This is a genomic window from Pedobacter caeni (genome assembly GCF_900129215.1).
GTDB lineage: Bacteria > Bacteroidota > Bacteroidia > Sphingobacteriales > Sphingobacteriaceae > Pedobacter > Pedobacter caeni.
Genome location: NZ_FQUQ01000006.1, coordinates 242422 through 266218 on the forward strand (window position 1 = coordinate 242422; position 23797 = coordinate 266218).

At 43.2% G+C, this 23797-nt stretch carries 16 protein-coding genes; 9 read left to right on the forward strand and 7 right to left on the reverse strand.

What is annotated here, in order from left to right; genetic code table 11:
- Positions 1–23 precede the first annotated feature (23 nt).
- From BUC20_RS28150 to BUC20_RS28160, 3 genes are all read right to left on the reverse strand, one after another.
- On the reverse strand, positions 24–3161 hold the full coding sequence (locus BUC20_RS28150; RefSeq protein WP_073236314.1) for a SusC/RagA family TonB-linked outer membrane protein: 3138 nt from the start codon (positions 3159–3161) through the stop codon (positions 24–26).
- Between the two features lie 231 nt (positions 3162–3392).
- Positions 3393–4355 (reverse strand): AraC family transcriptional regulator, encoded by a 963-nt coding sequence (locus BUC20_RS28155; RefSeq protein ID WP_073236316.1) that lies wholly within the window; start codon positions 4353–4355, stop codon positions 3393–3395.
- A gap of 415 nt (positions 4356–4770) precedes the next feature.
- A complete protein-coding gene (locus BUC20_RS28160) occupies positions 4771–5133 on the reverse strand; it encodes a DUF1508 domain-containing protein (RefSeq protein WP_073236319.1) in 363 nt (120 codons plus the stop codon).
- A 218-nt stretch (positions 5134–5351) separates the two neighbouring features.
- Between BUC20_RS28160 and BUC20_RS28165 the strand changes: the two genes are divergently transcribed.
- The gene (locus BUC20_RS28165; protein ID WP_073236321.1) at positions 5352–6074 is read left to right on the forward strand and encodes a Crp/Fnr family transcriptional regulator; all 723 of its coding nucleotides are present in this window, start codon (positions 5352–5354) and stop codon (positions 6072–6074) included.
- Positions 6075–6171: 97 nt separating this feature from the next.
- Here the strand turns inward: BUC20_RS28165 and BUC20_RS28170 are convergent, their stop codons facing one another.
- A complete protein-coding gene (locus BUC20_RS28170) occupies positions 6172–6861 on the reverse strand; it encodes a uracil-DNA glycosylase family protein (protein WP_073236324.1) in 690 nt (229 codons plus the stop codon).
- A 111-nt stretch (positions 6862–6972) separates the two neighbouring features.
- Entirely contained in the window at positions 6973–7932 is a 960-nt protein-coding gene (locus BUC20_RS28175; RefSeq protein ID WP_073236702.1) for a sulfatase-like hydrolase/transferase, read from the reverse strand.
- Positions 7933–8213: 281 nt separating this feature from the next.
- Between BUC20_RS28175 and BUC20_RS28180 the strand changes: the two genes are divergently transcribed.
- From BUC20_RS28180 to BUC20_RS28205, 6 genes are all read left to right on the forward strand, one after another.
- Positions 8214–8804, forward strand: a complete 591-nt coding sequence (locus tag BUC20_RS28180; RefSeq protein WP_073236326.1) for an RNA polymerase sigma factor — start codon at positions 8214–8216, stop codon at positions 8802–8804.
- A gap of 95 nt (positions 8805–8899) precedes the next feature.
- Complete coding sequence (locus BUC20_RS28185) at positions 8900–10060, forward strand: FecR family protein (RefSeq protein WP_084529361.1); 1161 nt, start codon at positions 8900–8902, stop codon at positions 10058–10060.
- 210 nt (positions 10061–10270) lie between these two features.
- On the forward strand, positions 10271–13864 hold the full coding sequence (locus tag BUC20_RS28190) for a SusC/RagA family TonB-linked outer membrane protein (RefSeq protein WP_159441175.1): 3594 nt from the start codon (positions 10271–10273) through the stop codon (positions 13862–13864).
- Positions 13865–13871: 7 nt separating this feature from the next.
- Positions 13872–15254: a RagB/SusD family nutrient uptake outer membrane protein gene (locus tag BUC20_RS28195; RefSeq protein ID WP_084529396.1), complete on the forward strand. Its 1383-nt coding sequence runs from the start codon at positions 13872–13874 to the stop codon at positions 15252–15254.
- A gap of 1 nt (position 15255) precedes the next feature.
- Positions 15256–15504, forward strand: coding sequence for a hypothetical protein (locus BUC20_RS28200; protein ID WP_073236329.1), 249 nt, complete (start codon positions 15256–15258; stop codon positions 15502–15504).
- Between the two features lie 28 nt (positions 15505–15532).
- Complete coding sequence (locus BUC20_RS28205) at positions 15533–16807, forward strand: hypothetical protein (protein WP_073236710.1); 1275 nt, start codon at positions 15533–15535, stop codon at positions 16805–16807.
- Positions 16808–16880: 73 nt separating this feature from the next.
- Here BUC20_RS28205 and dnaA read toward each other — a convergent pair whose 3' ends face one another.
- On the reverse strand, positions 16881–18314 hold the full coding sequence (gene dnaA / locus BUC20_RS28210) for a chromosomal replication initiator protein DnaA (protein ID WP_069377393.1): 1434 nt from the start codon (positions 18312–18314) through the stop codon (positions 16881–16883).
- 280 nt (positions 18315–18594) lie between these two features.
- On the opposite strand from dnaA, the gene BUC20_RS28215 reads away from it, so the two are divergent.
- Positions 18595–19320, forward strand: a complete 726-nt coding sequence (locus BUC20_RS28215; protein ID WP_073236332.1) for an AcvB/VirJ family lysyl-phosphatidylglycerol hydrolase — start codon at positions 18595–18597, stop codon at positions 19318–19320.
- Positions 19321–19360: 40 nt separating this feature from the next.
- Positions 19361–21274, forward strand: a complete 1914-nt coding sequence (locus tag BUC20_RS28220) for an ATP-dependent DNA helicase (protein WP_073236334.1) — start codon at positions 19361–19363, stop codon at positions 21272–21274.
- Here the strand turns inward: BUC20_RS28220 and BUC20_RS28225 are convergent, their stop codons facing one another.
- Complete coding sequence (locus BUC20_RS28225; RefSeq protein WP_073236337.1) at positions 21275–23716, reverse strand: ABC transporter permease; 2442 nt, start codon at positions 23714–23716, stop codon at positions 21275–21277. It lies immediately after the preceding gene.
- Between the last annotated feature and the right edge of the window lie 81 nt (positions 23717–23797).

The following is a 23797-nucleotide window of genomic DNA, read 5'->3' on the forward strand; positions in this document are numbered from 1 at the left end:
TGAAAATTTCTTAAATCAGTTAATTAAAATGTAGCCCTTAAAGTTGCCCCAAAGATTCTTGCTACCGGCTGTATTCCAAATTCCAGCCCCCTGGCATTTCCTACCCCCAATACATTCTGCTCAGGATCCAGATGCGGGAAATTAGGCGCATAGGTCAACAGGTTACGTCCATAAACCGACAATTGTAAACGGCTGATGAATTTGGTTCTTGCCAACAGTTCTTTAGGCAGGGAATAAGTGAAGGTCGCTTCCCTTAATTTCAGGAAGGTCGCGTCCAGCACATAGCCCTCCCAGGCCACATATTTACCCTGAAGCCCCCAGTAATCCTGTGCAGATACCCTGGTCGTATTCGGGCTCCCATCGGCACGTACACCTTCAAACAAGTAAGGGGTAGATACTGATCCATCCGCATTGAAACGATCAAATTCGGCAGTTTCCTTAGCCACACCATTGATTCTCAAATCTCCAACCGTTCTGGAAAGAAGGTCTCCCTTATACTTGAAATCAAGCAGGAAAGAGAAACTGAATGCTTTATAAGTGAAGGTGTTTGTTAAACCTGCGGTGAACTTAGGGTTCGGGTTTCCTACCGGTCCGACCTCATTGGTGGCTTGAGGCAAACCGTTTGCCTTGATGATCATCCGTCCCTCAGCATCCCTCAGGTACATATTGGAATAGATCAAACCATAAGGTTGCCCCGCAACCGCCTGAACGTTTGGTGAGGTAAAGCCGCCTAAAGAAATCAGGCTCACGCCAGGAGCCAGCTCTTTAACCACCGACTTAAACGTGGTGAAATTCAGCATGGCATCCCAGGTAAAGTTTTCCGTTTTTATGGGTGTACCGCTAAGCAGGAATTCCAGCCCTTTGGTAGAGAGCTTTCCTGCATTTTTAGTCTGCCCGGTAAAACCAGAGCTTCCAGGTACAGGAACATTGAAGATCAGATTTCTGGAATCGCGTTTATAAACTGATAAATCAAGCGCTAACCTGTTATCGAAGAAACTCAGCTCTGTTCCCAGTTCTATCTCCCGGGTAAACTCAGGGAGGATATCCATATTTCCATAAGTATTGGCATAAGTATATCCCGCCAGGCCATTAAATGGGAAATTAACCGCTGTTGAGCTAAACCCATCTGCTGCTCCGGCAAGTCCGTAAGAAGTAGAAGTATCATAGGCATTAGCCCCTTTACCTACTTCCCCGATATTGGCCCTGATTTTTGCCGAGCTCAACACTTTGCCTTTCAGCTCCGGAAAAGCTTCTGTAGGGACAAAACTAACAGCCACAGCAGGATAAAAGATCGACCTGTTTTTCTTAGCCAGTGTAGAAGAAAAATCGTTACGTGCTTTAACATTCAGGTTCAGATAAGACTTATATCCGATAGAAAGGTCTCCAAAAAAACCCATTAGTCTTGTTTTGGTAAAGCTATCCTCTGCCCTGTAGGTCGTAAAGTTCTTCAGGTTTGCAAAGCCGGGAATGGTAATCCCTGTCCCTGTGGCAATGATGCTTTTATCATAACCCGACAGAATTTCATTTCCAAGGGTGGCGGAAAGGTTAATGTCCCCATAAGTTTTATTGGCCGTCAGCGTAAAATAACTACTGAGGTTCCGGCTCATGCTTTGCCTTTCTATAATTCCGCCCGCTCCTGCTGAGCCCGTGTTTCCATTACTTCTTACCCCTTTATCATCAAATCCGGTAAACGTATTGTTGAATACATCTACCCCGACTTTCAGATCCGCCTGCAACCAGGAGGTAAAATCATATTTCAGGTTCAGGTTTCCAAAAAACCGGTTCAGTTCCTGATTGCTGGTAATGTGGTCTATAGACCAGTAAGGGTTTTCTTCTGAGCTGGAATACCAGACCTGTGCGCCTGTAGCATCGGTCACAGGAAGTCCGGAGATGTCATAACTCCTTGGGGCATAAATTGCACGCCATAAAGGATTCGCACCCTGGTTACCTGCCTGAGTCCGGTTGGATTTATTATTGATAAAAGAGAAGGAAGTATTCATCTTCAGTTTATCACTGAGCGTTGCCCCCATATTTCCACTGAAGGTATTTTTATACAGCTTATTTCCAGGGACCAATGCGTCCTGGGTGTTATTTCCATAAGAAACCCGGTAGTTATATTTATCAGTGGCACCCGAGAAACTAACCGTGTTGTCTAAAGCCAGTTGCGACTGAAGAATGTCCCGTACATTGTTCGGATAAGCTTGTAAGGTGACTGTATTTCCGAGAATATCGGTCACCTGTTGTCCGGCAAACCGTGGCCCCCATGAAGTCGGTTTAGGATCCCATTTGTTAATCTGCGCAGGAGTCGCATCTTTTCCATAAATCCCTTTGGATCCCATTGCATATTCATTCTGATACTCAGGAAACCTGTTGATGCTTCCCCATGAGGTGTTAGAAGTAAAGGAAACTTCACTCTTTGATCCTTGCTTACCTTTTTTAGTGGTGATGAGAATCACCCCTGAAGCAGCCCTGGAACCATAAAGAACCGTTGCTGCAGCTCCTTTTAAGACACTGATGCTTTCGATATCTTCAGGATTCACATCTGCGGCCCTGCTGGAGCTGGCCACCCCTGCATTCACACTATTTGAGCCGCCACCATTGTCGATGGGCACCCCATCAATCACATATAAAGGCTGGTTACTTCTGGTGATGCTGGAAAAACCTCTGATGGTCACGTTGGAACTGGTAAAACCTCCACCCGATCCGGAAATCTGGACACCGGCCACTTTTCCTGCCAGTGCGTTGGTTAGGTCTGATGTTGGTGCTTTAGTCAGGCTTTCCGCACTGACTTTGCTCACGCCATACCCCAGGGTTTTCTTATCTCTTTGAATTCCAAATGAGGTGACCACCACTTCTTCCAGGCTCCTGGGGTCTTCAGTCAGCATGATCTGATAATCATTTTGTGCTCCTACCAGCACCTTCTGGGTCGTATAACCGATAAAACTAATGAGAAGCGTTGAATTGTTGGGTACCTGGATACTGAATTTACCATTGCCACTTGTTACTGTGCCAATAGATGTACCTTCTACCTTGATAGAGACACCCGGAATTGGCTGTTGGTCTTCCTTAGCGGTTACAGTTCCGGTAATCGTTTTGTTCTGCGCATGCGCTATGGAATAGCAACATAAAAGCACAGAAAAAAGAAGTAATACTTTTTTCATAATTCGGCTTGCTTGGGTTTAGTGAAAAGGTTAGTTAGAAGGTGGTTGGCCTTCCTGGTTAACCAAATTTAATACAGCAAGCCTGTAAATTGTAGGCTATTATTGTCTACTACTTATCAAAAATTGTCTAATATTCTCAAAAATTGATGCAAATGCAAAAACAGGCCTAATCCCTGAAAATCAGGAGGTTTTAATTGATGCATTTGGAAAGGTTGGTTTTTATTCCCGGCACTAAAACAACAAAAGAAAATCATTCATCAACAGGAGATAGAAAGAGACAAAGAAAGAACCAATTGCTTTATTAATTGGCACTTCTGCGCTTTTAAACTTGTACTTCCTGATGTAATCTTTTGGAGCCATAGAAGTAATCTTCTTAAACACCCGGTTAAAAGTGATGATGCTGTTGAATCCTGTGGTATAAGCAACGGAAGAAATACAATCAAAATCACCGCTGATGATTTTTTTACAGGCTTCGTTTACGCGGATTTCGTGCAAAAATGACAAATAGGTTTTTCGGGTATGCCTTTTAAAATACTTACAGAAAGCATGGGGCGTAATACAGGCGATCGCGGCAATTTTGTGGAGCGAGATGTCTTCTGAATAATGATCAATGGTATATTGGTAGACATCATTCATCCGCTCTCCTTCAGAATCGGTAAAGGAGTGGTTTGAAAAGCCGGTGGAAAGAGATTTCCAGTCTTTCACATTATTGGCACAACACTGCAGGAGTTTGATCAGGTTCAGGAGCCGGTCTAACCCTTCTGAATCCCTCACCTCTTTCACCATTCCGGAAAGTTGTAAGACCGCTGATGAGGGCACCTGTAACCCAAATACAGTGGCTTCCAGGAACCTTTTCACCGGTTCCATTTCCGGCAGTTCCAGCAGGCTGGCTAAATTATGTTTATGGTCAAAAAAGATATGGATGGCATGTATGTTATTGCGGTAACTTTCTCCGAAATGACTGGCATTGGAACGGAAGAGATGGGGTTGGTCACTACCAATAAAATAGAGATCTCCCGGTTTGCAGGGCTGGGTATAATTTCCTGCAATCAATGTCCCCTCGCCCTTTATGATTAAGGTGATCTGTACTTCTTTATGACGGTGCAGGTAATTGTAAAAATAAGGCAATATGTCTTCCTGTACTACGATCGAGTATTCATTTGCAACGGGGACGGTGAATTGAAGTACTTTCATACAATCAATATTACCATAAAAAGAATAATTTTTATAGCCTTTTAACCTCCGTAACAAGAATCATACTTTTCCCGCACCGCTGCTCAAATGAAAACCATAAGAAACTGCTTATAAAATACTTAACAGAAAAAAAACGATAAACTATCCAAAAGCATCAATTCATTAAGTCTGAAGTATAAACTTTTTATCAGAATCAGCAAGAGGCAGGTGCTTACAGACAATCAGGATAGAAACAGTTAATCAACTAAGCACACAGGTGATCAGATCAGACCCAAAGGCCATGTTCAATTGCCTGGTCACTATCAAAGAAGTTACAGAAATAAGAATCGCTGTAAAACAACAAAGCAATACTTTGGCGCTCTGCCAGGTATTGCTTTGTATATATAAGGATAGGGATGTGCTGAGTATGATTTGCTTACAAGCTCATCTCAACTTCTTTCTGGGCAAGGCTGCTCAGGTCTTCCAATTCTGCATCGTGGGTATAACTTCTTACTGCTGCGATGCTACGTTCCATATCGAGCCAGTAAGTATAATAACCACTGCGTCCCAATACCTGGTTGTCCGCATCCTTCAAAATAAAATAAGAACCCTGCTCGTCCGACTGGCGGCTGAAACGCTGAGCGAATTTTGAATTTGTCCTAACAAGGTCAATTTGCTTTTCGCAAGCGATTTTCGCAATCGTCCGGTCCGAACTCCGCAATACGATATCGCCGGATTTCAACTTTAGGTTAAAATGGTACTTGTTGTCAAAGTCTTTTATAATCTGAAATTTTGCCATAACTCATTTAAAGTTTACGACTGCAAATTTAAGATCGCAGGAAATAAAAAACACGTAACAGTGTCAGTCTAAAAACTGATAAATATCAATTTTATTTAAAAGTTATTACCTCAACATGACCTTTAATAGTTAAAGAATGCAAAAAAAATAGAAGTAACTTTGCAGCATCAAAAAGTATTGATCATTGGATTCAATAGTAAAGTACAGAGAACGAGAATATGAGCCTATCCGGAATTTTTCCAATTGATCAGTGGAACTTTAAATCACAATCTATACTGAAAAGTATTCCTACAGAAGATCATGACCGCCTTTGCGTCAACATGACTGTAGAGAGCTACAATAAAGGAGATGTCATCTTTAAGGAAGGTGCTGTTCCTTCCGGGATCTTTTACATCCAAAAAGGAATCGTAAAAAAGTATAAGGTAGACCGCGATGGCAGGGAACAGATCATTTATGTAGCAGGTAGTTCTGAGCTGATTGGATATCACGCCATCCTTGCCGAAGATCGTTACCCCGACTCTGCAACTGCAATAGAAGACTGCATTATTGCCTTTATTCCTAAAGAAGATTTCCTGGAGGTATTACACAGTTCGGTGATCTTATCTCAACGCCTGTTGAAGAATATGAGCCATGAATATGCCGTCTTAACTAATAACATTTCTGTATTTACCCAAAGAACAGCCCGGGAACGGGTAGCCATCACTTTGATCGTATTAAGAGAGAAATATAAAAATGAGGAAGCCAATGAAGATACCATTAACATCTCCAGAAGTGACCTTTCCAATATGGCGGGTATTGCCAAAGAAAACCTGGTCCGCATCCTGAAGGAATTTAAAACACTGGGTATCCTTTATACTGAGGGTAGGAAGATCATGATTACAGACATCAGAATGCTGGCAGAAATCTCCAGTTACAGTAACAAAACCCTGAAACTTCGCTAAGGGCTCCCCCCCTGTTCAGTAAAAACTTTTGGCAGTTTTCTCAAGCCCGTTTTTTCCTTATCGGATATCACATGCTGTGATTTCCAAACCGGCAACTTTATAATTTAAAAGCCTGTAGATATTTATCAATATATTCGGGTTTGGACTTCGATTTATATTGCATAATATATCTTGGGTGTTCCAGGGCGATGATTTTCTTAAAAAAACGATACTCCTCATTCAGCTTTCTAAAAAAGGCTTCATTTTTCCCTGTTCCAAAACAAAGGCAAACATCTGTTTCAAAGCCCATCGCAATCTGGGTCTGGATATTCTTTACAATAAAAGGATAGACCGCGGTTGATAAAGCCTTATTGTCATAGTAGTTGTAATTGGTCTCTTTTCCGTTCTCCCCCATGATGGTAAAGCCCAAAGGGCAGATGGAATGGATATAGAACTGTTGATAGAACTTTTCTACGCCGCCAAAGGCTTTGATCATTTCATAAATATATTCTGAGGAAGGCTCATGGGTCATCGGCCCCGGAAAATCAATCCCACAATTGGCCACCAGCCGCTTGGGATCTGTAAAGGAAATACCAGTCAGGCCGGAACCAAAACGTCCGGGGTTGATCCCCAAAATCAAATGCCGGGGCAACTCATCACTGTAATATTTGCGGTAAAAAGCAGAAGAAGAGGCTAAAGCAACAGGGCTTTCTTTAAAGGGGTTCATAATTCTGATCCCCTCCGGCAAACTTCCTGTAAATTCCAGGCTTTTATTAAACGCAATGATTCTGTCGGCAAATGTACTCATAAACTAAATATAGCTATTCTATGCTTAAAAGACCAGATAGAACAAAGCCCCATTGCCAGACAGTTGATACTGCACAGCAATGAGGCTTACAAAATTCCTTTGTAAAAGGGCTTATTTAAAAATATCGGTAATCACTTTACCTTCGTTGAGCACTAAAGGCAAATTCAATAATTTAGCGGCAGTGCTGGCAATGTCTTTTTGCTCGTAAGGCTTATTTAAGGTTAAGTTTTGCTTGAAATCAGGGCCAATGGCAAAGAACTCAATGTGCTTGCAACCTGCACATTGATCACCGTGGCTTACAAATCCATCTGCTACGCCATCTAAGTGACGACCATGATCGTTGGTTACAATCAGGGTTGTTTTACCTTTATAACGCGCATCATTTTGAAACAGATCCCAGATTTCTTTAAGCTGGACATCGGTGCTTTTGATCGCAGCAAGATATCCTGGCTTATTGTTTTCATGCCCTCTGGAATCAGGTCCCAGCAGGTTCACAAACAACAGGTTTGGCTGGTCCCTTTTCACTACGGTTTTGATCACCTCCATCGTTTCCTCATCCGTACGGTAACCCGTTTTTCCTTTGCTATCCACGCTACCACAATCAAAACTTGGACGGAATTTATCTTTCCACTCTGCATTAGAAGTATTACTCAATACATTCAATTTGTCTTTACTTGCAATGATCCATGCTTTCGAGCTCGGTTTGCCGGTAAACTTTAACCATTGTTGCAAAATTGAAGGCGTATTCGGGTTGGCAATTCCGCTGTTGTCAATATCATGATATTTACCGGTTAACACGGCTGCATGTCCCGGATTCGTTTTCGTTTGTCCGTTGTTACTGAAATCAGAGATCATCACTCCACCGTCCTTTAACATCTGGTTGCGGTTTGGGATGTAAATCCGGTTCGCTTCTCCCCAGGTCTCTGAATACCTTGGCCCGTCGATCACTACAATCACTACGTTTTCAGTTTTGTAGCCTTCTGGCAGCACCTCAACGGGTGTTCCGGTTTTGTCATCTTTACTGCAGGACATCGAAGCAACTGCAATCATTAGATAAAGAAAGTTTTTCATCTGTTTGTTCATTTTTCTTAGGGATTTTTGTTTTAGTAATGTGCCGCAAAGGTAGGTTTACAGGGACCGGGAAACATTAAGCAGCTGTTACCATATCATTAATTACAAGGCTGAAAAGGCCCTTTTACAACCTGAAAACGGAACAAATAAAAACCAGATCTTCCTCCATCAGATAAATCAGAGACTTCTTCCGGATGACGCCATTTCATTTAGTATTGAATTTTTTAACTATTATTACTCTAATAATGTCCACATTTTTAGAATCATAGGATTAAAACTACATGTCAGTTAGCCCCCTCCACCTTGAAGCTGAGTTGTTGCGTAGGATTTCGGAAAGGGATCAGGCTGCATTCAGGCTGGTGTACGACAAGTATCGAAAGCGGATTTACACATTTTCCCTGCGGCTGTTAAAATCGGCAGAGCTGGCGGAAGAAATCGTGCAGGAAACCTTTCTGAAAATCTGGCTCATGGAAGATGAACTCAATAAGGTCAGTCATCTGGAACCTTATTTGGTGACCATATGCCGGAACAAGTGTCTCGATGTACTCCGGCAAACGGCAAAAGCGCTTAAAAGCAACCACATCAGGACACAAAACTGGTCGGAAAGCCATAATGAAACGGAGGAACTGATCTTGTTGCAGGACACCAACGACTTGCTTCAGGCGGGTATTGAGCGCTTGCCCACACAACAAAAACGCGTTTACCAGCTTTGCCGTCAGCAAGGCCTGAAGTATGAAGAGGCCGCAGCCGAAATGAACATATCTCCCCTTACCGTTAAAACCCATATGCAGCAGGCATTGCGATCCCTGCGTGTTTATATGAATACGCATACTGATCTTGCCGTTGCCCTCATCATTTTGAAGCTCCTGTAATTATTTTTTCATTTCCACTACTCCGGAGCTATGCTCTTGTTCGTCTTTATCATAAAGCCGCTTGCTGATGATCAGTAAAGGCCGAAAAAAAGCGCATGAGCATAAAAAAAGATAAGGTCGCCTATTTATACCAGCAATACCTGAACAATAATTTAAGCGATGAAGAACAATTGGCCTGGACGGAAATACTGGCTGATGAATCCCTGCAGGATACCCTTAAGGAACTGATGCATGCCAGTTACTATGCCATTCCTGAGCACGAACTTCAGGATATGGACCTGGCCCGTGCAACAGGTATTTTCAATCAAATCAGTAGCCAGCCGGAACGTCCCAGGGTAAAAAACATCCTTTGGCGAAGTATTGCTGCTGCAGCGATCCTCTTTCTTGCCCTTGGTGCAGGGATTGGTTTTTATGCGTACCAGACAAAGAAAGTACGGACAGGCAATCCTGAATCCCTTAATGACATTGGCCCGGGAAAAAATACAGCCATATTGAAACTGGCCGGTGGCGGGCAGATCCAGCTGAGTGAAACAAAAACAGGCCTCGTCATCCATGCCGGAAAACTTGCCTATAACGATGGGACTGCCCTTAGCGCTCCCGGATCAAGAGGTGCTCAGGAGCTGAGCATCCAGACTCCCGCAGGCGGAACCTACCAGGTGATGCTCTCCGACGGGACCAAAGTATGGCTCAATTCGGCCAGCTCAGTCAGTTTCCCTGCTACTTTTTCAGGCACAGGACACAACCGGACTGTTAAACTCAGCGGAGAGGCCTATTTTGAAGTTAAAAAAGACCAGCACCTCCCTTTTATTGTACAAACCAAGGATCAAAATGTAGAGGTGCTGGGTACGCATTTCAATATCAACAGTTATCCGGAGGAACACCGCAACACCACTACCCTTTTAGAAGGAAGTGTCCGCATTTCCGGGAAGGGAATCCATGAATACCTCAAACCCGGAGAACAATCTGTCCTGGATACCAGGACCAGTCAGTTCAGGATTCAGTCTGCAAATTTAAAAACCGCTGTAGCCTGGAAAAATGGTTATTTCCGTTTTGACGCAGAACGCATAGATGAAGTTATGACTAAGTTAAGTCGCTGGTATAACGTTGAAATCACTTACCAGGGCCCCATATCTGAAGAAAAATTTTCTGCGAATATCTCCCGTCAGATCAACCTTAAAGGAGTATTGAAGATGTTGAGTTATTCCGGTGACGTTCAGTTTAAAATTGAAGGAAGGAGGGTAATCGTGATGCAATAATGCTACCTGAAATCCAAAAATAAACCAGTTCGATTGCCATCGAACTGGCGAGTACGGATGTCTGTAAATCATATAAACTATCAACAAACTGCTGAAAGCCGCGATCTGGAAAATACAAGGCAATCAGCGCCTACCGAACCTAAACAAATGTACAAATTATGCACCCAAATGCTATGCGCCCCGCATGTGCAGTATAAAATATGGAGAGTTATGAAGTTAACCACTCTGCTCTTATTCGCCCTGATCATGCAGGTCAGTGCGGCAGGCTATGGACAGAAAATCTCGTTGTCCCTCAGGGATGCCAGGCTGGCTACCGTTTTTGATCAGATCAGTGATCAGACCGGATATGGCTTTGTATTCACCAACTCTATTTTACAGCATGCCACTACAGTAAGTGTACATGTAAAAAATGCAGATTTAAAAGAAGTCCTGGATCAGGTATTCAGAAATCAACCCCTGGAATATACCATAGACCATACCACCGTCCTCGTTAAAAGGAAGGCCAGTACACTTACCGGAAATCAACGGTTTGTACTCATGGATATTAAAGGTAAAGTTGTAGATGAGTATAACAATCCACTGGCGGGAGTCAATGTTCTGCTAAAATCACAAAACAAGGTACTTGCCTCTACCAATGGAGATGGAAGTTTCAGCATCAGCCTTCCCGAAAGTGGCGGAATACTCCTGTTTAGCTATATAGGGATGGAAAGTCAGGAAGTACAGGTTCAGTCCGGTATGAAGTTCATCAACGTTAAAATGGTTTCCAAAAGTATTCTGGCAAGCGATGTCGTGATTACCGGTTATACCAAAACCAGCAAAAAGATGATGACCGGATCTACCAGCACCCTGGATTCAACAGTATTTGCCAATAAGCCATTCCCTAACGTAGATGACATATTCAAGGGACAAATTCCAGGAGTGGTTGTTTCCGCGCAATCCGGACAACCGGGAACTGCACAAAAAATAAGGATCAGAGGAACCAGTACAATTTCCGGAGATGCTGAACCACTATGGGTGATTGACGGTATTCCATTACAGGACAATCCGCCTAATATTCCCTCTTCATCCGAGATCAAATCAGGAAGTCTGGACAACATTTTCCTGACAGGAGTTGCGGGGATTAACCCCAACGATATTGAAAGCATCACTGTACTAAAAGATGCCTCTGCAGCTGCCATTTATGGTTCCCGTGCTGCTGGTGGCGTAATTGTGGTGACTACCAAGCGGGGTAAAGCGGGAAAAATGCGCTTAAATTATTCCAGCCTGCTGACCGTAGGTACTGCTCCTCAGCGTGATGCCGGTCTGATGAATTCTGCGGAGAAAATAGCTTTTGAACAAGGATTATGGGATGAGTTTTCTGCAAAAGCCTTTCTGGAGTCTAAAACCAATCCAATGGTCAAATACCCCGTCATCGGGATTACGGGCATGGTCCGTTCCGGAAAAGGACAATTTGCAGGCATGAATGCTGCACAACAAGATGCTGAACTGGCCAGATATGCACAGATCAATGAAAACGGATATGACTTGCTTTTTCGCAACTCATTGTCCAATACCCAACATTTATCTCTGAGTGGTGGTGGTGATAAGTATGGGTATTATACCTCTTTTGGGTATGTTGATAATGCCGGACTGGTGAAAAAAAACGATTACAACCGGTACAATTTCAAAACCAATCTGGACATCAATCCTGTTGAATCGGTAAAAATTAAAATTGGTATTGACTACTATGCCCTCAAATCGAAATCACCTGCATTGAACCGGGTGGATCCATTCAAGTATGCCTATTTCGCGAACACCTATGAAAGTCCTTACCATGCAGATGGCAGTTATCGCAATGATGAAACGTATTATTCACTCAACCAGCTGAATGATCCTCTTTCTGTTGCTACTAAGCCTGTGATCCCGGAAACCGGTTTTAACATCATGCGTGAGATGGATGAAACCAGTAGTCTGACCAGGAAAAACCAGACCTTAATCTCTGCAGGCGTAGATGTAAAACTGAGCAACAAATTTACTTTTGAATCCCTTGGATCTTATAAATTCATCAGTAACACACTAAATGAAATCTTTGGCATCAATACCAAAGCTGCCTTTGACAACCGTCTTTCGCTGGATGAGTACAACAAGAAACAATATGCCAGTATCAATCAGACCCATACCAACAGCAATGAATATTTGCTGAGGGGACAACTTGCCTATAGAGATCAGTTTGGTAAAAACAACAGCCTGACGGCCTACGTTGGTTCTGAGATGAAGGCCTCTGATACCAAAGGTGGCTATAGCAAAAGATATGGTTATGATCCCATCACAGGAAACACAAATACGCCTTTACCCCCGCCAACAGACAATAAAACCATAGATTACGATGTTTTGCAGCGTTACCTGGCCGCAATTGACCGGGCTTCAGGAGATCTGTTCGCGGAAAACCGTTTTGTATCCTTTTATGCCGCAACAGAACTTGGGCTTCATGAAAAATACATCTTCAACCTCTCTTTCCGTGCAGACGGGAGCTCGTATTTTGGCAACGATAAACAGTTCAACCCAACCTGGGCTGCAGGTTTTGGATGGCACCTGGCGGAAGAAGGCTTTATGGCTACACTAAAACCTATCCTGAGCAGGGCAACACTCCGCCTCTCTACAGGTTATACTGGAAACATCAGTAAAGTCGTTAGCCCACAGCTCATTCTGAAATATTTAGATCAGGTCAGAAACATCAACGGCAACACTTACCGGATGGGTGATGTGCTTTCAGCCCCGAATCCTCTATTGAGATGGGAAAAAACATATGATGTAAAAGCTTCCCTCGACTTCGGATTGTTTAACGACCGTCTGAACGGATTATTTGAAGCCTATTACCGCAAGAGCGATGATTTGGTCACGACTACACAAACCTTATCTACCACAGGATTCGAGAACCAGGAATACAATGCAGCAAGCCTGGAAAACAGAGGTCTGGAGTTTACCTTAAGCGGAAGGCCAATTGTAACAAAGGATTTTAAGCTCAATCTATCGGTTAACTTTAACTACAACCTGAATAAAGTCACACACTTTAATGCACCGTATTCCAGCATGGGCCGGTCAAACATCTGGGAGGGCTATCCCCTGAACCCGGTGTTTAGCGGAAAACATACAGGTATCGATCCAGAAACCGGGCTATACCTCTATCAGCTCCGCCCGGATGCAGTAATCAACAAATCTACAGACCTGAATAAGGCCGACAACTACCGGTACTATCTGGGCACTGAAACTGCCCCCTATACCGGAGGCTTTAATGTAGGAATAAACTACAAATCGTTTGCATTGAATGTTGGCGGAAACTATTCCTGGGGAGCGAAGAGCTTTGAATACCTTCCTCCTCCGGCATCATATGTCGGAGCAAGAAAAGGAACAGTCAACCAATCTACACAGGTATTCCAGAATGATTTGTATGCACAACACCTGAATGTGAGAAAAAATGCCTCCAACCGCTGGACCCCGCAAAATACAGATGCCGCAAGTTATCCAAGGATCTGGGACCCATTCGGAAAACAATACGATTTCGAATATTACAACCCAATGGATCCCGATATTACCAGAGGGGCCTATCTGAAAAACTTGTCTTATCTGAGAATCAGGAGCATAACACTGAGCTATAATTTGCCGGCTAAAATGCTGCAACCGATAAAACTATCCAGTGTAGCTTTCTCCCTCTCGATGAACAACTTTTTTACGTTCACGAATTATGATGGTATGGATCCCGAAACACCGGGAGCAACTTATCCGATCTCCCGTTCTGTAAGCTTTGGTGTTAATGTTGGTCTTTAATTTTAAAATGATGAATAAAATAGGAATTTGCTGTCTGATGTGCCTGCTGGTCCTCTTCAGCTCTTGTAAACGATACCTTGATGTAAAACCAAAGGGAAATGTCATTCCCGAAACACCTGAGCAATATGCCATCCTTTTGCATACCCAACTGGACATGATCGATAAGGGAGTGGATGAAACCGTTATCGGCAATGCAAACACACTCATGCAGCTGGAGTTTTTCTCCGACAACCTGGATGTGGCACTTTCCAGTACGATTAATGCCGGTACACCCTATTATGTCGGGGCAAAAGTGAATACCACCCAAATGGAGTATGCAGTTGCCTTTGAGAAAATCAGGGATTATAACGTCATCATCGGGAATATGGCAGATAAAGAATCTGCCCTGGCAAAAAAAGTATTGGGAACGGCCTATGCCATGCGGGCTGCAAATTATTACAACCTCATGATCCGCTTTTGCCCCCCTTATGAGACTGGCAATGCCGAAGCCACTTTAGGCTTACCCCTCATAGATGAGTTCAATATGGAAGCCAAACCGGCAAGGGCTAATTTAAAAGCAACCGTAGATTTCATTGCCAAAAGCCTTCGGGAAGCGTTAAGCTACAATGTGGAGGATAAAGACTACCTCTTTACCACAAAAGTAGTAAAGGCCTATCTCGCGAAACTATATTTCTGGACTCAGGACTGGGACAATGCCATCAAATATGCCGATGAAGTACTCAACGCCTATCCCATGGTTTCTGCAGACCGTTATGTGGCCATGATCAATTCCAAATTAACGCCCACTGAAAACATCATCATCAGGTCTTATACAACTGATTCTGAGGATGGAACTTTCATAATCGCTTCCGTAAAAAGCGATATGGTGACCCGTCCGGTAAGCAAGGAGTTTGTAGAAACGTTCACAGAAAAGGGGAACGACATCCGGTATCCGAATGTAATTAATAAGAAAAGAATCAATACCAAAACCATTACAGCAAACCTCAAAAGTGAGGAAATGTGCCTGATTCTCGCCGAAGCTTATGCCCATAAGAACGACAATGCACAGGCTTTAAACTACCTGAACCGCCTGCGCTCCAAACGCATCACAAAAGACTATATCGCGTATACTGAAGCCAATCTCCCAAATGTATATCCCCAATTGATCAAAGTAGATGCAACCGGAAAACCATTGAGTAAACTGATCTCTGCGATCCTTTGTGAACGCAGAAAAGAGCTTTACATGGAGGGCGACCGTTGGTTTGAGTTAAAACGAAATGGACGACCGGAATTCTGGGCGCCCTATGAAGGCCGGAAATATACCACTCAAAAATTCCTGTATACCTACCCTATTTATAAAAAAGACGTCAATCTGAATCCTGGTTTAATCATTCAAAATGAGGGCTATTAATATGAAAAAGAGAAATGTTTATCACGCTACGCGCCTGAATACGAATAAACGGATCAAAACAAGTTTCCTGCTGCTACTATTGATTACCGGCACGACCTTTTGCGCTTGCAGCAAAAGCAATGAGCTGGTCCCAAAAACCGGCGACAACAATTCGGAATACCTGCTGCAAAAAGGGCCACTATTGTCAAATGACGACAGAGAACTGATCAACAAACGCCTGGAAGAGTACAATGATGCAACAGGATTATAACAGGACAGCACATAAAATTCAAAAGAAAATGAGAAAATCAACTTACTTATTTACCCTGCTTCTGACAGTTTGTGTCTTGTTTTCCTGTAAAAAGAAAGACAATGACCCCTCCGCTGCGAAACTTAATTTTGGGAGATCAATTTATGTGATGAAGGCCTCAGCACCTTTGGAAATCGAATTGAAAGCTTCGGTGGCTCCCGGTTCAAGGCTGGTAGTTCCGGCGGTAATTTCAGGTTCGGCGGTATTGGGCGAAGATTATGAACTTCCGGTCAAAGAATTTGTTTTTGAGGCGGGACAAACGAGTGCTAAAATCACAGCCATCCCAAAATCCAATTTAAACCCCGGCAGAGAGATAAAAATAGAACTACCGGCAGTTAGCGGATATGGCACTGGTGATAAGAAACAAACCATAATCATTATAGAGCCTAAAGAGAAAATTATGTACTCCTTTAGCCGCTCCACAGGCTCATTACTTGGCAAAATGAACGTTACTGTGGAGTTGAAAGGAGAAATCAGCGGAATTGACTTCAGGGCTTCCAAAGACATTGAAATCCCCTTCTCAATATTGGCCAAAAGCACCGCCATACCTGGAAAAAATTTCAACATAGAGGGCAATGTTAAAAGTATAAAAATCAAAGCCGGGGAAAGGCGGGGAAGCATTGTGCTGGATTTCCTGGCACTGGGTGCTGATGGTTCCAAAAAGGCATACCTGGAGCTTGGCGTTCCAACCGTAGAACCTGAATTATACTATGTCGGTGCTTTCAAAACCTTCAGCTGTAATGTCACGCAGTTGAAATTCCAGGACCTGCTTGGAAAATGGAAACCAGTTGGGATTACCAATGGAGACGTATTCCCGCTAATATTTGAGGCTTCGGAGTACATCAATTCCCTGCCTGATAAAAACGACCTCTCTGATGTGATTGAATTCATCGAAGATGGAAACACCAATAAAATCATCCCCCATTTAAAAGGCAGTCTTAAGAACTTCTTTAGCGGCCCGGAACACAGCATAGTATTTGATCATATTGAACGCGATTTCGAGGATTACTCCACCTTCACGACCTTTGATATTCCTTATTTTATGGTAAACGGGGTAAATACCCTCTTTTCTGCTTCAAAAATAAAAACAGGCAATGTATTTATTGGTTTGGAAAAACTGGACGACGACAACATGCTCATTTATTTTCATGAATACATCCCCACCGACTTTTTCGCGAAATTCTACAAAGCTGAGGGCTGGCCAAGACCAGATTATACGCCTTATTATGGAATCACCTATAAATTTACCAGGGTAAAAGAATAAGTAACAACACCAACAAAAAGGGGCAGTTTCCGATATGAAAACTGCCCCTTTTTTGTTTATGTATAATGGCCGGCTAGCTCATTTTTAGTTTCTTCTCAATGTCATTCACATAAGCCCTGAAGGTCTTATCTGTCTGGATCAGATCTTCTACTGTCTGACAGGCATAAATTACTGTAGAGTGATCCCTGCCCCCAAAAAATGCACCGATCGTTTTCAGTGAAGATTTGGTCATTCCTTTAGACAGGTACATCGAAATCTGACGTGCCTGCACGATTTCCCTTTTACGGGTAGGCGCTTTCAATAAATGCACCGGAACCTCAAAGTAATCACAAACCAGTTTCTGGATATAATCCATAGAAACCTCTTTGCTGGTGTTCTTGATAAAGTTCTTCAGCATTGACTTGGCCAGTTGCAAATCGATTTCCTTTTTGTTCATCGTAGACTGTGCCAATAGCGAAACCATTGCACCTTCCAGCTCACGAACGTTGTTGTCAATATTGTGTGCTACATACTCCACTACTTCATCAGGAAGATCGATGCCATCAGCATACATTTTCTTTCTTAAGATCGCGATTCTGGTTTCCAGCTCAGGGATCTGAAGATCCGCAGAAAGTCCCCATTTGAAACGGCTCAGCAAGCGCTCTTCCAGACCGGTAAGGTCTTTAGGCGATTTATCTGAAGTAATGATGATCTGCTTACCAGACTGGTGTAAATGGTTAAAGATGTGGAAGAAAATATCCTGTGTTTTCTCTTTACCGGCGAAGTTGTGGATATCATCCATGATGATCACGTCCATGGCCTGATAGAAATTCACAAAATCATTGATCGTATTGTTTTTCAAAGATTCCACAAACTGCTGACAGAACTTTTCGCAGGAAAGGTAGATCACCAGTTTATCAGGAAGATTTTGTCTGATCTCATTTCCAATCGCCTGTGCAAGGTGAGTTTTGCCTAGACCTGAAGCTCCATAGATCATTAGCGGGTTAAAGGAGGTCGCTCCTGGTTTTGCGGATACCGCATGTCCTGCCGAACGGGCAAGGCGGTTACAGTCACCCTCAACAAAAGTATCAAAGGTATAATTCGAATTCAGTTGTGGGTCTACATTCATCTTCTTCAATCCCGGAATCACAAATGGGTTCTTAATATCTCTGTTAACATTTACCGGAACAGGCATTGACTGCTTCCTGTTCGTGGAAGACATACTTCCGTTTGATGGCATATTAGTGGTGTACGGTAAAGCCCCATTGGTAGACTTATCCACCACAATATTATACTCCAATCTTCCTTCTGTGCCAAGCTGTTGTTTAACGGTCTTGCGCAATAACGCTACATAGTGCTCCTCAAGCCATTCATAAAAGAATAAACTAGGTACCTGTACGGTTAAAACGCTACCATCCAGCTTAAGGGCAGATATCGGCTCGAACCAGGTTTTAAAGCTCTGGGCCGGGATATTATCCTTTATAATTTGGAGACAGTTATTCCATACTTGAGTACAAGTGTTTTGCATAGTTCTTCTTTAATTTTTACGGTTTACAATTTTCAAACAGCGGATGGGCCCGTTGTTTTGGGAGTGCGAAGATCATAAAATTTACTAACATTCGGATGGAAAATCTCACCTTTTTCCTAACTCGCTCATTCCTAAATCCATACGGGATGGATAACTTTTCTTTGCTGTGGATAACTCAAAAAATGTGGAATTCGTAAGGGGCAGATAGGATGATTTTTCCGTAATTTACAATTTTAATTTGAGATCTGCAGCAGCAAAAAAATAAAGTATAAAAAAGAGAATGGGTCACTGGAAAATTGGTATCGCTATGGTTATTGTGCTTTTATTTTCCGGTTGTGGAATATTTCTCCGGAATAGAAAAACCAACCATGCCGGACTCGAGCGTTACGACTATGACCTCCCCGTTATCCTCTACCCTTCTGCCGAACCAAATTCAAAGAAAATGGTTTTTATTCTTTCCGGTGATGGAGGCTGGCTGGACTTCGAAGATGAGCTGGCCAGTCAATTTTCAGAAAAGGGTTTCCATACCATAGGCTTTAATTCCAGAAACTACTTCTGGAACCAGAGAAGCCCGGAAGAGCTGACTAAAGATTTCCTGTTGCTCCTCCGCAGCTACCGCAGAAAATACAAGGCAACAGAAATCTATATCTGTGGTTATTCTTTTGGTGCGGATGTGCTGCCCTTTATTTACAACCGCCTTCCCTTCCGTGCAAAGAGAAGGGTGATGTCGCTGCAAATGCTCTCCCCTTTTGCCAGCACCGCTTTTAAAGTACACACTTCCGATCTGCTCAACCTGGCCGGAGATGATAAAGCCTATAAGGTGGCTCCCGAAGTGGAAAAGATCAAAATTCCCATCTATTGTTATTATGGCATCGACGAAAACCCCAAACCTTTACACGAACTTCAGCTTAAAAACTTTAAAATCCAGCTCCTTCCCGGTGATCATCAATATGAATTCCCTGCCAGTCAAACAATTGTGTCGCAAGCCCTCAAATCATTGCCATAACTTCCTTATTCATTAGAAAATTTAGGTTAAATTTGCAGATATGAGCACTGTGGACACTTCTAATGAAATTTTTGAGAAAGTCATCTCCTTTATTGAATATACCAATCAAAGTATCTTCCTTACCGGAAAAGCCGGAACGGGAAAGACCACTTTACTCAGAAAAATAAAAGAAACCACTGCAAAGAAGACCGTTATTGTTGCCCCGACAGGCGTTGCAGCCATGAATGCCAAGGGAGTAACCATCAACTCCCTGTTCCAGCTTCCTCCGGGATCTTTTTTCCCGGGAGATGTAAACCTGGCGAGCTTAAGGGCTGGCGTAGTCTCGATCAAGACCCTGCTCACAGAACTCAACTATTCCAGAGAAAGAAAAAGCCTGTTAACAGAACTGGAACTGATGATCATTGACGAGGTCTCTATGGTTCGCTGTGACGTGATTGATGCCGTGGATGCCATCCTCAGGATGGTCAGAAAAAATGATGCGCCATTTGGCGGGGTTCAGCTATTGCTGATCGGAGATTTGTTCCAGCTCCCTCCCGTCACAAAAAGAGAAGACTGGGACCTGCTCAGCAAAGTGTACCCCTCCCCTTATTTCTTTGAAGCTACGGTAGTGAAACAACATCCTTTACTACAGGTAGAGCTTAAAAAAGTATTCCGGCAAACGGAACCGGAATTTGTAGACATTCTGAACGACATCAGGAACAACCAGATTGCTGATGCCAGACTGGATATTCTGAACCAACGCTTCGATCCTGATTTCAAACAGGCTGAAGGATCTAACCATATTATCATTACTTCCCATAATGCAGAGGCCAATGCGGTTAACAACGAGAAACTGGACGAGCTGGAAGGGGAAGATTATATTTTTGAAGGACAGGTAGACGGGACACTCAATATCCAGACCCTGCCTGTAGAACAATCCCTGCGCTTAAAAATAGGTGCCCAGGTGATGTTCATCAAGAACGATACCGGTGAAAACAGAAAGTTTTACAATGGTAAAATTGGAAAAGTAAAATCCATCGCAGGCGAAGAGATCTATATTTCATTCCCTGATGAGGAAGATTTACTTTTAGAAAGGGCTTCCTGGCAATCCTTTGAATACAAAGCCAACGAAAACCAGGCCATTGTCCAGCAACAGGTAGGAGAATTTTATCAGTTCCCGATCAAACTGGCCTGGGCAGTAACGATTCATAAAAGTCAGGGTTTAACCTTTGACAGTGCCATCATCGATGCCGGAAACTCCTTTGTCTCCGGGCAGGTCTATGTGGCCTTAAGCAGGGTCCGTACCTTAAACGGGTTAATCCTGCGTTCCAAAATCAATAAGGAAAGCCTGCGTTCCAACATCGAAGTATTGAATTACATGAATACCGGAAATGAGGGGGCACTCAGCGAGCTTTTAGCTTTAAGTCAGGAAAGGTATATCATTCATTTGTTTACCAATGTATTCTCTTTCCAGGATGTCATTGAGTCTTTGAATACGGTCACCTCAGACCATGAGATCATGAAGTCCAACGATGCAGAACTGAGGTCAATGATCGGAAGCCTGAACAGGTCAGAAGAAGCCCTTCAGGAACTTTCCTTACGTTTCCAGTCTCAGCTTCGTCAGTTACAGAAAGACAGCGGCCTGAAGGACCATAAAGCCATTCATGCAAGAATTGAAGCTGCCTTCAATTACTTTGCAAAAGAGATCAGCCTGCAGGTGATCAATCCCCTGAATAAACAGATCCGTGGTAAACCTAAAAGTAAATCGGATCAGAAACTGGTTCATTTATTTCAGCAACACCGCCTGTCTGCAGAGAACAAGTTGTATAAAATGCGTACCGCTACAGAAATCGCAGCGGAAGCCGGCAATTGGGAAGATCCTCATTTATTAATGAAGAAGATCCATGAACTGCTGAAAAAGAAAATGAGCACGCCCGCAGCGGCACAAAATGCCACTACGATCCAGCTATTCTAATTATTCATATTTCAGGGCATCCACAGGATTGGTCATTGCTGCTTTATAAGCTTGCCAGCTTACGGTAAGAATGGTTAATGACATGGAGAGGAATCCGGTCAGGATAAACAAGAGGATAGGCACATCTATGCGATACGCAAAACCATTCAGCCATTTGTTCATCAACAGGTAAGCGATCACAAAAGCAATGACATTTGCCACAGCAACCAATGCCACAAACTCTTTGTTCAGGAGCCTTAAAATTCCGGAAGTGGAAGCCCCCAGGACCCTTCTGACAGCAATTTCCCGCGTTCTAACCTTGGCATTATAAGTAGCTAAAGCAAAAAGCCCGAGTAAAGCAATGCACAGCGTAGCGATGCTAAACACCTGCATCAACACTCCCTGACGCTGGTAATCTTTCATCCTTCCGGCAAAAGAATCGTCGAGCCATTGTGACCTGAATGGCAAGCCAGGTTCGATCTTTGCCCACTCTTCAGAAATCTTTTTTAAAGTTTCCTGGGGATTTTCAGCATGAATACTTAACAGCAGGTTTCCGTATTGATACCAGCGCTGACTCACAATGAAATGCGATGGTTTTACCTCCGTCTCAAAGCCCTGGTCATTAAAATCTTTTACGACACCAATAATCCGGTAGTTGATACTTCCGCGTTCGTAAACAGCTCCAATCGGCTTTTTGAGGCCAAGTGCCTTTACCAGCGCTTCATTAACTACCGAGCTTATGTTCGTTGTATCTGCACTGAATTTTGTACTGGAAAAGCTTCTGCCACTTTTTAAAACAGCGCCGAGCGTTTCAAAATAATCAAAACCAATGTAATAATCCTGTACCATCAGGCTTTGTCCAAGGTAATTCAAATCCCCCGAACTGCCCCCGCTACCCCAGGGAGAGCGACTGGAAAGTGTCACCTGTTTTACGCCTTCAATATGTTTCAGTCTTTCGCGGATTTGTTCAAATTTATCAGCAGGCATATCTTTGATCCGATCTGTTTGTACATTGACAGACAAAACCTGAGCCCTTTGCAGCCCAATATCTTTGTTGCGCATATACTTAAGCTGACTAAACATCACTGCAAAACAGATGATAAAAGTACAGGTAATGACAAACTGGCTAACCACCAGCACCTTTCTGATGAGTACACCTTTTGCACTACGGTCGAAATTTCCCTTCAGCACTTTAACAGGTAGAAATCCGGAAAAATAAACTGCCGGATACAGACCGGCACAAAGCGTCACCAGAATAAATACAATACCCACCTGAAAGAACAGGGTTAATGCATTCCCGGCACCAAAAAAACTGAGCCGGGCATCTAGTAAACTATTGAAATATGGCAGGAACAGCTCCACTAATGTTAATCCCAATAAAAAAGCACAGGTAGTCTGCAGAAAAGTTTCGAACAGAAACTGAACTACCAGCATTCTTTTTTCTACACCCAATACCTTCTTCACCCCGATTTCACGGGCACGTTTCCCGGCATGAGCAATGGCCAGATTGGTAAAATTAATACAAGCAATAACCAGTAAAAATACCGCTAATGCAGACAAAACATACATCGTGGTCATTTTACTCTTTCCGTTAAAAACAGAACTGGTATGTACACTGCCTACCGGCTCATAGATCAATTCCATCTTATTGCCCTTTCCTTCTCCCAAAATTGCCATGGCTTCGGCTTCGGTAAGCAGTCCTTTAGTCGTCACGACCTTATTGTCATTCTTAGCAGACCACCGGGCCTTGGCATCCAAAAATAAACGCGTAAGTTTAGGAAGAGCCACTTTCGGATCTACCCCTTCTTTTAAACGGATGTAAGAATTGTGACTGAAATTGCCCCAATGCTCTTCTTTAGGCATGAAAATAGGCGTGATGACATCTGCGCGGAAATGGGTCCTGCTCTTTTCATCGTCCCACACCCCGGTGATGGTGTGTGTCTCTTTCTTTAAACCCAGCTTTATGGTCTTTCCCAATACCTGTTCTGTCCCAAATAACATCAGTGCGGTTTTCTTATTGACCACAACGCTCTTAGGTTGATTAAGTACGGTATTGATGTCTCCCTGGAGGAAAGAAAATGGAAAAGTTCTGAAAAAGGTACTGTCAGCCTGCCTGGCGCTCAATTCATAATAAAACTGCCGGTCATGCTCAATGACTTCATTCCCCCAACCGGTAATGCTTGCACTCTCTACGTCGGGAGACTTCTCCCTGATCAGCGAAATAAAACTTGCAGGCATGGTTTCCCACCATTCATCTGCAGAACCCATGCGAAAATGCACCCCTACTTTAAAGACGTTCTTCAATTTTGGAGACCATTTATCATAGCCTGTTTCGTAGTTCAGGTACAATAAAATCAGGATAAAACCGGCAAGGCCAAAAGACAATCCGGCAACATTGATAAATGAAGCACTTCTGTTTTTCCAGATATTACGGAAGGCAATCTTTAAGTTGAGTTTAAACATCAGGTTAAGTATTTATGGGCAAAAACTTTGTCAGCACCCTTTTGAAACCATTTCAATGCCAAATCAAAAACGCCCCGCAAA

Coding starts and splice junctions, on each gene's coding strand:
- BUC20_RS28155 (WP_073236316.1), bottom strand. CDS start 4,355: ATGAAAGTACTTCAATTCACCGTCCCCGTTGCAAATGAATACTCGATC.
- BUC20_RS28195 (WP_084529396.1), top strand. CDS start 13,872: ATGATGAATAAAATAGGAATTTGCTGTCTGATGTGCCTGCTGGTCCTC.
- BUC20_RS28170 (WP_073236324.1), bottom strand. CDS start 6,861: ATGAGTACATTTGCCGACAGAATCATTGCGTTTAATAAAAGCCTGGAA.
- BUC20_RS28150 (WP_073236314.1), bottom strand. CDS start 3,161: ATGAAAAAAGTATTACTTCTTTTTTCTGTGCTTTTATGTTGCTATTCC.
- BUC20_RS28225 (WP_073236337.1), bottom strand. CDS start 23,716: ATGTTTAAACTCAACTTAAAGATTGCCTTCCGTAATATCTGGAAAAAC.
- BUC20_RS28205 (WP_073236710.1), top strand. CDS start 15,533: ATGAGAAAATCAACTTACTTATTTACCCTGCTTCTGACAGTTTGTGTC.
- BUC20_RS28200 (WP_073236329.1), top strand. CDS start 15,256: ATGAAAAAGAGAAATGTTTATCACGCTACGCGCCTGAATACGAATAAA.
- BUC20_RS28175 (WP_073236702.1), bottom strand. CDS start 7,932: ATGAAAAACTTTCTTTATCTAATGATTGCAGTTGCTTCGATGTCCTGC.
- BUC20_RS28180 (WP_073236326.1), top strand. CDS start 8,214: ATGTCAGTTAGCCCCCTCCACCTTGAAGCTGAGTTGTTGCGTAGGATT.
- BUC20_RS28185 (WP_084529361.1), top strand. CDS start 8,900: ATGAGCATAAAAAAAGATAAGGTCGCCTATTTATACCAGCAATACCTG.
- BUC20_RS28165 (WP_073236321.1), top strand. CDS start 5,352: ATGAGCCTATCCGGAATTTTTCCAATTGATCAGTGGAACTTTAAATCA.
- BUC20_RS28215 (WP_073236332.1), top strand. CDS start 18,595: ATGGGTCACTGGAAAATTGGTATCGCTATGGTTATTGTGCTTTTATTT.
- BUC20_RS28190 (WP_159441175.1), top strand. CDS start 10,271: ATGAAGTTAACCACTCTGCTCTTATTCGCCCTGATCATGCAGGTCAGT.
- dnaA (WP_069377393.1), bottom strand. CDS start 18,314: ATGCAAAACACTTGTACTCAAGTATGGAATAACTGTCTCCAAATTATA.
- BUC20_RS28160 (WP_073236319.1), bottom strand. CDS start 5,133: ATGGCAAAATTTCAGATTATAAAAGACTTTGACAACAAGTACCATTTT.
- BUC20_RS28220 (WP_073236334.1), top strand. CDS start 19,361: ATGAGCACTGTGGACACTTCTAATGAAATTTTTGAGAAAGTCATCTCC.